The organism is Roseibium sp. (assembly GCF_051016195.1).
In the GTDB taxonomy this organism is placed as follows: Bacteria; Pseudomonadota; Alphaproteobacteria; order Rhizobiales; family Stappiaceae; genus Roseibium.
Genome location: NZ_CP134616.1, coordinates 3166547 through 3180078 on the forward strand (window position 1 = coordinate 3166547; position 13532 = coordinate 3180078).

Sequence of the window (13532 nt, forward strand, 5' to 3'; positions counted from 1 at the left end):
GCCGGCTAAATTGCTGCAAGCCAGCTTAGGTTTTGCTCGCGAACCACCTTCTGCCGGAGGCCAGATTCTTGCCACCAAATACGTTTGCCTCATTCCCGTAGAGCCGTTCAAACGGATTAGTGGCAGGGTCGACAAAGTTCTGTGTCGAGTGCAGCTGTCTAAGGTTCTGCTTCTCTCTTTGAAAACGTACCTGGTTTTTTGCGAGTTTGTCAGATCCCCGCGAGACGGATTCGTGATGATAGAGGCACGCGAATGGGGTCCAGACGATTCGAAAATTGGCCGCGTGGGCTCGAATGCAAAAGTCGACGTCGTTATAGGCAATCGCGAAATTTGCTTCGTCGAAGTCTCCTACTTTTTCTTTGCATTCCTTGCTAATCAGCATAACTGCGCCAGTAACACAAACCATACCGTTGCGCACAAGAAGGCGTTTCAAAGGGCCTTTGAACATAGACGGTTTCTTGTAGTACCAATGGCCTGCAAGACCGGACGCTCCGACGATTACGCCTGCGTGCTGGATGGTATCATCGGGGTATAAGAGTTTTGCTCCAACGATCCCCGCGTTCTGGTAGTTGAGGCACGACACCATCTCTTTGAGCCAATCCTCGGCGATCACTTCGATGTCGTTGTTCAAAAGCAAGTAGTGCGCTCCTTTCGCGAGCTTGAAACCGCGATTGACGGCGCGGGAAAAGTTGAAGGGTTCATTTTCGATATTGGCGACGAAATTCGGGTACCGAGCTCCATATGCTTCGTAGAGAGACAGTACCTTCGGATCCGTTGTTCCGTTGTCAACCACAATCACTTCAAAGTTTGGGTAGTCTGTCTTTGTGTAAATGTCACTCAGGATCCTGCTGATCAACTGATAGGAGTCCCGACTTGGGATTATCATCGAAATGAACGGGAGATTTTCATCCCCCGGTTTGAAGTCCACGCGATGCAGGTCTTTGTGCAGTCCCTCAACAACATCCGTACCATATCGAATACCGAGAGCTTTTCGGGCGCTTGTGGTAGCCCTTTCGAGTTGCGATTTCGAATAGCTGCCTTTTGTATTGCGCCACCAATAGCCGGGATATGGAAGGTGCAGCACTTCGGCATCGGACAATCCGTTCAGATATCTCAGAAGAAGCTCGTAATCTTGCGAGCCGTCGTAGTTGCTATTGAACAAGCCAAATTCATCAAGTCGGGCACGCCGGTAAACTGAAAAATGATTAATGTAGTTTACGCCGGACAGGAGGATCGGATCGTAGGCAGGCTTAGCCATGTGCCAAAGAGGCTTCAAGCTCTCTGAGACAACAACTTCGTCGGTATACAGGAATTGTGTTTGCGGATTTTGCAGCAGCGTGTTGTGAATTATCTTCAGCGTGTGAGGTGCAATGACATCATCGTGGTCTAAGGGTGCAATCCATGTTCCCACGGCTGCCCTGATCGCGGAGTTTGTGGCCGCTGATATTCCGCGATTGTTCTCATTCCAAACCACTTTCACATTTGGTACGTCGACATGGTTTCGTAACCAATCAACGGTCTGTTTTGAATCGGAAGCATCATCGCTGAAAATCAACTCTACGCCAGCGGTGTTTTGTTCGCGAAACGAGGTCAAAAGGTCGTCCAGGTAGCGAGGCAAAGTATTGTAGACCGGTGTTACGAGACTCAACCAGACCTCATCCTGAGAATTTCGCGAGCGGACTGGTTCTGCATTTGAAGCCAAGCTGTAAACACGCTCTAGGCGACGAGACAGTTTTAAGCTGGGATTGAATTTTTCCAGCAAAAAACCCAGTGAAAACAGATTTGTTCGCGGTACTTTCACGACGTTTGGCAACCCGGAATCGTTTTCCTGGCTGAATTTCTTGAGATGAGCTTCGACGTCTTCGATGCTGTCGAAGAAGCTGAACCGCGTTGTCAGCGCGCCTTGTTGCTCCGCGGGATCAATCCGGATTTTGCGTTCAAATCGAATGTTCCGCAGGTCGAGAGCAATAAAATGCGCTTTTGCCGTTTCGAGTTGCAATGTGTGATCTTCGTGAAACTTACCAAGAACAGGGAAGTAGATCGTTGGATCCAGGGGGGCTCCCAAGGACTTTATCTCCACCGACACGAACCGAGGCCGGACAAATGGAAACCGAATGATAATTTGAGGGTCTTCGCCCTTCATTTCCCACGTTTGAAGCCTAGAGAAACCATCGTGTGTTGTGGGGCCTAATCCGACGGGAATGCAATCAGCATTGCCCAATACAGAAAGTTGCTCCATTGCATTCTCCAGATTTTGGTTAGTCGATCGTTTCCCGGAAGTTTTGCAAGTTCTATGCGATGGGTTTTGAAATGCAAACAGTCGATGCCTTTCGGCCGTTTTTTGGCGTGATGGTTCAAGCCAATTGATCGACTCATGTGACTTACTATTGAAACGCACCAATTCAGTTGTTGGTGGAAAGAAATGTGCGGTTTGACAAATGCCGGCGCCGGTTTGAATGATACGGAGGCATTTGCTGGAACCAATCCAGCTCATATCCAAAGCATGGAGCGATGGTATGTATCGGTTAGGATTCGCAAGGCCCTGGTCGGGCTGAATTGGTCGACCAAATACCCGGTTTTCGGGTGCTCCGGACACCGTTGCGCGTTGTTCTCGGACTACCGCGCAGAACGCAGACAAGAAACAAACCCGTAGTCCGGGCCAGATGCCCCGGACCACGCGATAGGGCCTCTAAACGCTGGCAGGGATTTTTGGGTCCGAACGCTTCCAGTCTTGGACAGTCGGTGAGGTGAGCACGAACTCGCGCGCTGTTTTCCTTTTGAGCCCCAATGATTGTATGCGGGTTGACCGACCGAGCGCGCAGAAGCCAGTATCTTGTCAGGCTGTGTTGAAATGTGTATGCGGTGTCTCCGAGAGCAAGGTCAATTCTTCAAAAGACAGCTCAGAAGTCTATGTTTTCGCAGTTGTCTGTAGCATCGCACGTTCAATGAAAAAAAAGCCTCCAATATTTTTTGTTCATATCCCCAAAACTGGCGGGACGAGTTTTCGAAAAGCTGCAGAGAAATATTACTCAAGTAAAAAGACTATTTATGATTACGAAGCTAACTCTGTTGAGACCTCGAAAATTGTAAAAAAACTAATCTATCAAAAAAATAGCATTTTCGATTTTAAGAAACATATTTCGAATACAGATGTCAGGTTCTTTGGCGGTCACGTCAATTCCTCAAAGTTCCTGCCTGTGTTTGGACTCCGCCATACTGTAACCTTTGTGCGTGACCCGTCTGAGCAGCTGATTTCGCACTTTCGTCACTTCAAGCGTGAGTATGGTTTTACGGGAACGTTCGAATCCTTCGCAACAAATAGTGTCTTCAACTCGATGCAGTCTCGCATGTTGCGCTGTGTGCCACTTGAGGCTTATGGGCTTGTTGGAATTACTGAGAGATATGACGCAAGTATTGAGTTGTTCAACTCGACTTACAGTACATCGGTAAATTCAACCAGAATGAACGTGGCAGAGCAGCAGGAAAATGAAGACACCATCGTAACGACTGAAATGACTGAGCTTGCAAAAAAATGTACTGTGGAAGACCAGATTGTCTACGATCGAGCCCTGCAGTTGCTCAATTCGAGAATTGCGATTCGCAACAAATCGCTTCCATTTGTTCACGGCACAATTTTGAACAATGACGAGAATCTGTTGAGTGGATTTGCCTTCTACGAGGGCTCGGAAGCTCCGGTTTCCGTAATCCTTCGGGTCAATGGAACAGTCATAACCGATGCGAAGGAGGCGCAGGATTTCAGGCCTATCTTGGCTGCTTTCAATTCGCCTCGGGCCGGCTTTGTTGGTTTTCAGTTCAGGACGCCCCATCTGGTGTCCGGTGATTTGCTGGAATGCGTTGTTGCGAAGACAGGTCAGGTCCTTTGGGAAAAATCCGGCTGACTCCGGACCAATCAGAGCTTCAGCACGGATTGCCAAAACCGCAGTTGCTTCTCCATGTTTTGTTGATTTTGCGATTTTGCAAAGTCCGAAACCGATCTTAGAAATCCGGTTTCAATCAGGTTTTTGTGTTCCATGATCGTATCTGTCCACAAATCGGCATCATTCGTTCGTACAACTCCTGCCGCATTATCCCTGATTTCCTCCGCGCAGAACCAGGAATCGCTGTAGATACCGACGCCTCCGACAATTGCGTGCTCGATGACCTTGTTGATCGAACGTGACTGGTTGAACATCGAGGGAAGTATCGGATAGAGCAAGAAGTGGAAGCGAAGTTTTGCTAGACGCTTGCGGTAAAGGGGCCAACGCAGGTTTTTGAGCGATCTAAAACGCGCGTCGTTCACGATCCGGTCCGGAACACCCCTTGTTCCAATCATGGTCAGCCGGGCGTCTAACCCTTGGGCCGAAAGCTTCTCAAATACACTGACAACGAAGGCTCGATCTGCTGCATGGGTGCCGCTGCCAAGGTAGCCGATTTCAAGGCGTGCGCCTGTGTTCAAGTCTTCGAAATGGCTGTGGTCAGCGATTGGGTCTGACCAGTAGGGGCTTAGCTGCACGACCTTGTGACCCTGAGCGGTGTAGATATCAGCCAACGGTTTGGTCGAGACAATAATTGTATCGGCTCGTTTGCAAAGCGCCCGGTGTTGACCGTCGCGCAACTCGATCAAACGGCGTCGATAGTCTTCGGGAAGTGTCGCGTCTTCTTCCGCTGCCCAAAGATTGTCGTCAATAATGTAAAAGAGGCGCCTGTCCTTTCTCCGCAGCAATTTATCAACAATGGCTTTCCTTTCTTTGCGGCTGACAATGGTCACGTCACCGCTGACGAACGAATTCGCTCCAATCCTTCTTATCGGCCCGGATTTGAAGGGGGAGTTGTCGAGCCAGTGATGGCATGCATTCAGGAAATAGAGGTCGGTTGTCGGAAGCGTTCGCGAAGCCGGTCCCAACCAGTCGTGAATGGAAAACTCTCTCAACCGCATCATTTTGTTGGCAGCGCAGGACCTGAAGGTGACTAATCCAATGACGTGATGTGCCATTTGGAAATCTTGATTTCAGAATTACCGCAACTATGCAAGTCAAGCGGATGTAAGCACGGCGCAGTCGGCGTGCTACGATTAGCGAAGCAGTGTTCCAAGACCACTTCTTTTGCACATTTTCCGGTTTTGACAAATGCTGGATATACTCCGGCAAAGTCGGGCACTGCATGTAGAAACTCGAGTTAGAGCGATCATCTGGTCTTCATGAACGTTGAAGCCAGACACCTAGAGTATCCGTTTTGGTCAAGCAGGATAGAAAATGGAGACAAATTCCTGCTTGACCAAAACGGATACTCTAGCCGCGATACGGGATCTCGCCTCCTGCCGCGATTGCCCGCTCATCACTGAGGTTCTTTATGTCAATCGACCGAAGCGAGAGTGTCTTACGTCGCTTGCGCTTTGCGGCCGCATATAGACAGGCCGGTCGACAATGAAGCTCTTGGCCAGATCCTGGTGTCCAATCCCCCGGCCTTCGTCGTCGGCGTGAAGATAATGCACTCCGTTTTTGTCCAGGATCTGCCGGCCCAGATTCAAAGCATGCTGTTGAGCTGTCGTGCCGGTCTTCCCGTATCCGATGTGGAGGTAGACTGTCTTCATTTGTCGCGTCGAAGGTTTGGATTTTTCACAAGGAAGCCCGTGAAGATGGTGTAAACTGTAAAGCTGGCCGGATGTTAACACTAACAAAAAACAATGAGTTTTTTCAATGTGGTACATTTTCGGCACGGCGAACTGAATTGTTTGGATTTTCTGCGGGCGTGAACAACGATTGTAAGTTTTTGGGATGATCTACTTATCGAAAAAACGTTTTCTCTATGCTGATTGGGGCCCTGGAGCTGATTGATGCCGGTACATTCTTGTTGTTCGACTTGTTGAAAGCTGGCATCTGCCGGAAATGAATTGCTTGTGAGGGGTTGTACTCCATGCATATAAACTCTAGTGAGGCGTGGGGGATCTTGTCCGGAGAATTACGGAACAAATCATTGATTGAATTGGTTGGATTGGGAATACGCGTCCCCGGGGCATCAACTCAGGAAGAGTTTTGGTCGGTTCTTCGTCAGAAGAGGTGCACTGTATCCCAAATTCCCGAGGAACGTTGGTCTCGTTCGCGGTTCTGGCATCCGCGCGTTACGGAGCCCGGGAAAAGTTATACGTTTGCGGCTGGTGTTCTGGACGATCTTTGGGGGTTTGACCCGGCTGCATTCGGGATTTCCCCGCGCGAAGCGGAGCAGCTCGATCCACAGCAACGCTTGCTTCTGCAGGTCACATGGGAAGCGATCGAGGACGCAGGTATTGCTCCTTCGTCGCTTGCCGGGCAAGCAGTCGGCGTCTATGTGGGAGCCTCGACCCTCGACTATTCGATAGAAAGTTTCTTTGACCCAGGCATTGTCACCGGCCACTTCATGACCGGCAACACGCTTTCGGTGATCTCAAATCGGCTTTCCTACATTTTTGATCTGAACGGTCCGAGTTTCACGGTCGACACCGCCTGCTCTTCATCGCTCGTTGCCATGAATGAAGCCGTAAGGGCACTAAGGTCCGGCGAGATCGATACCGCAATCGTCGCTGGCGTGAATGCGCTCATAAGCCCTTTTCCCTTCATAGGATTTGCCCAAGCGACGATGCTCTCGCCGGAGGGCCTGTGCCGGGCGTTCGATGCCCGCGGACTTGGCTATGTCCGCTCGGAAGGCTGCCTTGCATTTGTGTTGCGCCGAAAGGAAGCCGCCGCATGGCCCGGGCAGGAGGCGATTGCCGACATTGTCGACATCGGCATCAACGCCGATGGAAAAACGGTTGGCATGTCGCTCCCATCGCAAACGCATCAGGCCCGCCTGCTGGGTGAGATTTACGAGCGCGCCGGCATCGATCTGGATGATCTCGCCTTCATTGAAGCACATGGGACCGGCACCCGCGTCGGTGATCCTGCGGAAGCGCGATCGGTGGGACTGACGCTTGCGAAGTCACGCAACAGCGCGTTGCCGATCGGATCCGTCAAGACCAACATCGGCCATCTCGAACCGGCGTCCGGCCTCGCCGGCATTGCGAAGGCATGCCTTGCGTTGAAGCACGACCTCTTGCCTGCAAGCCTGCACTGCGAAGAACCAAATCCGGACATAGATTTCGACGGCCTCAATCTGAAACTCGCGAATGATGCCGTGCCACTGGAAAGAACCGGTGCGCCAAGATATGCGGGCGTCAATTCATTTGGTTTTGGCGGCACAAATGCGCATGTGCTCTTGAGTGACCCAAGTGGCTCTCGTGCGAGCATGGACGATGCTCAGGCGAAACATGAGACCGCCGGTCTTCTCGTTCTCTCTGCGAAATCGAAAGAAGCGCTTGCAGAACTGGCGCGCACATATTCACTGACACTTGAGGGCCTTGATGCCGACGATCTCAAAGTTGTCCAGTCTGCCGCTTGGTATCGCAAGAACCTTTTCGACGAGAAGCTGGTTGTCAAAGGCCACGATCCGGTCGCAGTCGCCGAGGCACTCGAGGCATTTGCCGGAGGAGAGAAACCCGAAGCTGTTGTCGCCGGCAAACAGTCCCAGGTCGATGGACGGTGCGCGTTCGTTTTCTCCGGCAACGGAGCGCAATGGCCGGGAATGGGTCGAGCCGCGCACCTGAACAACGCTCAATTCAGGGACAAATTCGAGGAGATAGACCGCGAATTCGCAGCGCTGAGCGGCGTCTCTCTGACGACACTTCTGTTTTCGGATGCGCTTGCAGACGATCTGCATCTGACCAGCACCGCACAGCCGCTCCTCTTTGCGATCCAGGTGTCCTTGTGTGTCGCTTTGGCGGAGCTTGGCCTGCGTCCGGACGTTGTCATAGGGCACAGCATCGGCGAGGCGGCTGCCGCCGTTGTCAGCGGAAAAATGACACTGGCTGAAGGAGTGAAGCTGGTCTACCACCGGTCCAGAGAGCAGGAAGCGGTCGCCGGTGCAGGGTCCATGGCGGCACTTGTCCTTCCGCGGGACGAAGCCCTGGAGGTTATTCAGAAGGCGGATTGCGGCCAAATCGAACTTGCTGCGGTGAACAGCCCGAAGTCGGTTACCTTGTCGGGACGCAAAGAGGACCTGTCGGAATTCGGCAAATTCGCGCGCCAATCCCATCTTGCCTTTCGGAAAATCGACCTGAACTACCCGTTTCACAGTTCAATGGTGGAAACCGTGGAACGCCCGTTTAAGGAAGCACTCGGAGAGATTGAGGGCAGGGACAGTGAAACGGTCTTCATCTCCACCGTGTCGGGCGAGGAGATGCGCGGTTCCGATCTGGATACAGGATACTGGTGGCGCAATCTGCGCGAACCTGTGCAGTTTGATGCCGCCATCGGCAGCGCGATAGCACAAGGCGTGCGAAGCTTCATCGAAATCGGACCCAAACCCATATTGCAAAGCTACATCCGGCAATGTGCTCTTGGGCAGGATACGGACGTCGCGATCCTGGGGTCGCTGCTGACCAAGCAGGAAATGGATGCGGACCCGATTGTCGAAATCGTCGCCGATGCGCTTGTGCACGGCGTTCGTGTGGATGAGGCCGCGGTTTTCGGTCTCAATCCGGCAGTTGCGCTCAAGTTGCCATCCTATCCCTGGCAGAACCAGGCCTTCCGGTTCCAGAATACCTCCGAGAGCAACTCCGGCTTGCTGCGCGGAAACGAACATCCACTCCTGGGGTGGCGCTCAGAGGACACGTTGAACCAGTGGACCGCGCATGTGGATACCCAGGTTCTTCCGTTTCTTGCGGATCATGAGATTGACGGTCAGATTATTTTCCCCGGGTCGGCATACATAGAGATCGCCCTTGCCGCCGCTCAGACGGTGCTGGGTGCCGACAAGGTTGAAATACGCGATCTGGATATCGTTCAAGCGATATTCCTGAGCGACAGCTATCTGACGGAAATACAGACGCGTTTCTTTGCCGAAACCGGAACATTCGAAATATCGAGCAGGCGTCGATTGAGTGATGACGATTTCGCGCTGAATGCGCGGGGGCGCGTTTTCAAGGCGGTTTACAGGGATCTCCCAGTTGCCAATGGCGCGAAAGAAAACGTTGGCCACGGATATGTCGCATCAGACATATACAGGGCGGCGCGATCGTTTGGTCTGAATTACGGGGCAGAGTTCCGACGCGCAACGCACATCGACAAGACCGGGACCAATTCCTACCGCATCCATTTCGTGTCTGGAAATTCAAACCACGTCTACAGGCTGCACCCTGCGGAACTGGATGCCTGTTTTCACGGGATATTCGCCGTCCTCGCAGACAAGACCGAATTGCTCGCCCATGCCAAGGCATACGTTCCGGTGCACTTCGACAAGCTGCAGTTGATTGCGCCCGGGCAAACGCCTGCCTTCGCGGAAATTTCTGTGCGCCGGGTTTCCGAGTGGTCCGTGCTGGCGGACTTCGTGCTGTTTGACACATCCGGCGAAGTCATCGCGACGATCAGCGGCGGACGTTTTCGAGCGGTCAGTTTCGGTGCGCGGGAACGGTCCTCGGATCTCGTGTTTCATTTCAGGAGCGAGCCGCTCGATGGGCACGCATGCTTGAGTGACGAGACCTCGGCGGACCTTGCGGCGCCGGATCGATACCTTCCGGATCTCGCAGCGGGCGACTTCAGGGATCTTGTCGCGAGCGAAGAGATCGAAAGCCGCTTGTTGCTCGAAGCCGCTGCTCAACGCCTGGCAATAGATGTGCTGAGTGTTCTGAAGACCAGGCATGGTGCGATCCGGGAAACAGACTTTCCGGAAAGACTGAGGCTCTATCTCAATGCGCTGCTCAATTGGCTGGTGCATGTGGAAGCCGTCGTCGAAACGCATCCTGGCACATACGAACTCACGGACCTGGAGAGTTTTCCGGAGTTTGATATTCTGATCAATACCGTATTGAGAGAGAGCCCGGTGGAGATCGCCGCGGTGGCTTTTCTTGCGCGGTGCCGCAGCGTAGCGATGTCGATCGCGTCCGGTGGTGAAGAGGTCTATGAGCCGCCAAGCGCGATGCTCGATCAGTTCAGGTTTGCCTCTCCCGATGCGCTCGCACGACTTGAACTCTTGAAGGACTGGCTGGCTCCTTTCGTTGAAAACTGGCCAAACGACAGACCTTTGCGTGTTTTGGACCTGGCCGGATCGGGACTGGACATAGCCAGGCACGTTGTCGGCGCGCGGCCGTTCGGTGCCGCATTCGTCACGGTTCTGGACCCCGACCCTTCGAGTGCTTCGAGGCTTGTGACCGAAAACGACGCGCCGAGTTACATTGAAGTCCTGGACGCATCGAGTGACCGGGAAATACTTCGATCGAAGCCCTTTGACCTTGTTTTGTCATCCGGCCGTCTGCACGAGTTTTCAGGTGTCGGGGGGATGCTCAGGGATCTCGCGGAAGCGCGGCAGGGCAGCATGGTGTTTGCCGCGATCGAACCTGAACGGTCAATGCTGGCCGAAGCGATATTGGGCCTGCACGAAGGAAATCTCGTAGCGGCGATCGGTGAACAGTTTCCGATCTCCAATCTCAGATCAGGGGCAGAATGGGTATCCGCGATCAAGATTGATGCGGGTTTCGACAAGGTTGATGCCGAACGCGCCGTTGTTCGCGGCCACCCTGCAAGTCTCGTTCTTGGTTATCTTGCGGGAAGCGCACCCCAATTCGATGCACCGTCCAAAGAACAAGACAAGACGACCGCATGGGTTATCGCGTTTGGCGAAGGACAGCAGGAAAGGGAGAATGCGGAGGCGCTGGCAACGAAGATCTCCGAAAATGGGAATTATGCGGAGACTCTGTTTGCGGGTTCCAACATTGAGGAAGCGGGCTTTTCGGAAGCGTTCGCCCGCTTGTGCAAAAAGAGTGAGTTCTCTGAAGCGGCACAGCGCATCATTGTTTCCCTGCCCCGCCAACGGGATAAGGCACAAACAAGCGTTGGAGCGGTTTCCCTCCAGTGTTTGAACGCAGTTTCCATCGCCAAGGCGGCCGACGCAGGCAATTTCGCCCTTGCACTTGTCGCACCGTCCGGCTCCGGCGCGCGGGACCTTCTTTCACCAGACCATGCCGAACAGAGCGCATTGTGGTCCTTTTCCCGGGTGCTGCAAAACGAATTCCCGGATCTTGATGTCCGCCGGCTGGATGTCTCGCTGGATGAAGGACCCTCAGCCTTTGCGGAAGCGGTTCTGGAGGCACTTTCCGGTCATCCCGGGGAAAACGATGTCGTCGGGGAAAACGAAGCGACGAGAAACATGCGGGTCGTGCGTGGTTTCCGCAAGACGGCCACCGAAACGCCGTCTGCCGTAACCCTCGGTTTCGAGCAGCCCGGATCACTGAGTGCCCTCACCTGGCGGAGCACACAACGGCGAGACCCGGAACCGGATCAGGTTGAAATTGAGGTCGTCGCCACGGGTCTCAATTTCCGAGATGTCATGTGGTCTCTCGGTATGCTTCCGGAAGAGGCGCTGGAAGACGGATATGGTGGGCCTTCACTTGGTTTGGAGTGTTCTGGACGGGTTGTCCGCGCCGGAGCGAACGTCGAACATCTGAAGGCGGGTGATCCGGTTGTCGCTTTCTCCCGGGGCGGGTTCTCGTCTCACGTCACTGTTCCCGGCTACGCGGTGGCAAAGCTCGATGAAAACCAGGATCTGGTTGGAGCAGCCAGTGTGCCTGTTGCTTTTCTCACGGCATACTATTCCCTCATCAAACTGGGTGAATTGAAGCAGGATCAGTGGCTTTTGATCCACGGTGGCGCCGGTGGTGTCGGCCTCGCTGCGCTTCAGATTGCCAAGAGTGTCGGGGCCCGCGTCATTGCGACCGCAGGGTCTAAGGAAAAGCGGGATCTTCTCGGCCTGCTTGGCGCTGATCATGTGCTTGATTCCAGATCTCTCGAATTCTCTGTAGAGGTGTTGTCACTGACAGGTGGCGAGGGTGTCGACGCCGTGCTCAATTCGCTTGCCGGGGAGGCTATGGAGCGAAGCATAGAAGTCGTGCGGCCGTTCGGGCGTTTTCTTGAATTGGGCAAACGCGACTTCTACGAGAACACCAAGATTGGCCTTCGGCCGTTCAGAAAAAACGTCTCCTATTTCGGCATCGACGTGGATCAGCTTCTTTCCCACGATCTTGCAGGTGCGAACGACCTGATCAGGCAGGTGTTCGAGCACCTGCGCAGCGGCGAGTTTTCGCTACTGCCCTTCAGACTTTACAAGGGACAGAACGTTCGCGATGCATTTCGATTGATGCAGCGTTCCGGTCACATTGGAAAAATTCTGGTTGCGCCTCCTTCGCCAAAGGAGGTTCTGGAGCCTGTCAGTCCCGAGCCGCTTGCCTTCGACAAAGAAGGATTTCACGTGGTCGTCGGCGGTCTCGGCGGCTTTGGCGCCGAAGTCGCGCGATGGCTTGCAGACCACGGAGCTCAAAGGATCGCTCTGACAAGCCGTTCCGGCCTTGTGAGCGACCAGCACGCCGAATTGATAGATGAACTGGCCGGACGGGGTGTTGAGGTTCGCGCGTTCGCTTGTGATGTGACGGAGCGCAACAGCCTGGAGACAATCCTGAAGGATCTTCGTGCAGAAGCGCCCCTGAAGGGGATTATCCATGCCGCGATGGTTCTGGCCGATGGACGGATCACTTCGCAGGATGCAGGCAGCTTCAAAAAGGTGCTCGAACCCAAGATTGCCGGTGCAGTCCTGCTGGATGAGTTGACCGCGAATGACGCGCTTGACCACTTCATCCTGTTTTCGTCGATAGCGACACTTGTCGGGAACCCGGGCCAGGCGAACTACGTCGCAGCAAACGGTTTTCTCGAGGGTCTGGCGCGCGAGCGCAGGCAAAGAGGACTGCCGGGCCTGGCGGTCGGCTGGGGCGCCATCAAAGACGTCGGGTTCCTTGCGCGCAATACGGAGGTCTCCGACAAGATTTCCAAGGTTCTCGGAAGTGCCATGATCGAGGGAAGGGAAGGTCTCGACATTCTTGCCGAAGCCCTGAGGAGGGATCAGGGCGATGTCGAGGACGCGGTCCTTTTTATCGGGCGCATCGACTGGATGACGATGAGCCAGACATTGCCGCTGCTGAAGCAGGACACATTTGGGCATCTCGCCAAAGCGTCTTCTGGTTCCGCCGCACCTCAAGGTGTTCTTGACATCGCCGCGTTGATAGCCGGAAAGAGCGAGGCCGAAGCAAAACAGGTCATCTGCGGATTGCTCGCCCGGGAGCTCGGTGAAATTCTGCGGCTTCCCGCCGAGGAAATCGGGTTCAAGCGCCCCCTGGCGGAATTTGGCATGGATTCGCTCATGGGACTGGAGCTGCGCATGGGAATTCAGAAGAGGTTCAACCTGGAAATTCCACTGGTATCGTTGTCCGGAGGCACCTGCATAGAAGACTTCGCGGAACAGATTCTGAAAAGGCTCGGTCCGGAGATGGAAGACGCCGATCAGCTTTCAGGGACGGATCTCCTGAGAGATGATCTGGCAACGCAACACCTTGGAACCGACTTGACGGAAGACCAGAAAAAGGTTGTTAGTCGACTTATCGACAGCGAACAGAAAAAGATCGGCGGACTGCTACAATGACA

At 53.8% G+C, this 13532-nt stretch carries 4 protein-coding genes; 2 read left to right on the top strand and 2 right to left on the bottom strand.

The window, feature by feature from the left end:
* Window positions 1-25 precede the first annotated feature (25 nt).
* A complete protein-coding gene (locus RDA78_RS14455; RefSeq protein ID WP_434055997.1) occupies window positions 26-2239 on the bottom strand; it encodes a glycosyltransferase family 2 protein in 2214 nt (737 codons plus the stop codon).
* 706 nt (window positions 2240-2945) lie between these two features.
* On the opposite strand from RDA78_RS14455, the gene RDA78_RS14460 reads away from it, so the two are divergent.
* A complete protein-coding gene (locus RDA78_RS14460) occupies window positions 2946-3899 on the top strand; it encodes a sulfotransferase family 2 domain-containing protein (protein ID WP_434055998.1) in 954 nt (317 codons plus the stop codon).
* Between the two features lie 11 nt (window positions 3900-3910).
* Here the strand turns inward: RDA78_RS14460 and RDA78_RS14465 are convergent, their stop codons facing one another.
* Window positions 3911-4993 carry a hypothetical protein gene (locus tag RDA78_RS14465; protein ID WP_434055999.1) on the bottom strand — a complete coding sequence of 361 codons (1083 nt, stop codon included), beginning with the start codon at window positions 4991-4993 and terminating at the stop codon, window positions 3911-3913.
* Window positions 4994-5913: 920 nt separating this feature from the next.
* Between RDA78_RS14465 and RDA78_RS14470 the strand changes: the two genes are divergently transcribed.
* Window positions 5914-13530, top strand: a complete 7617-nt coding sequence (locus RDA78_RS14470) for an SDR family NAD(P)-dependent oxidoreductase (protein ID WP_434056000.1) — start codon at window positions 5914-5916, stop codon at window positions 13528-13530.
* Window positions 13531-13532: the final 2 nt, after the last annotated feature.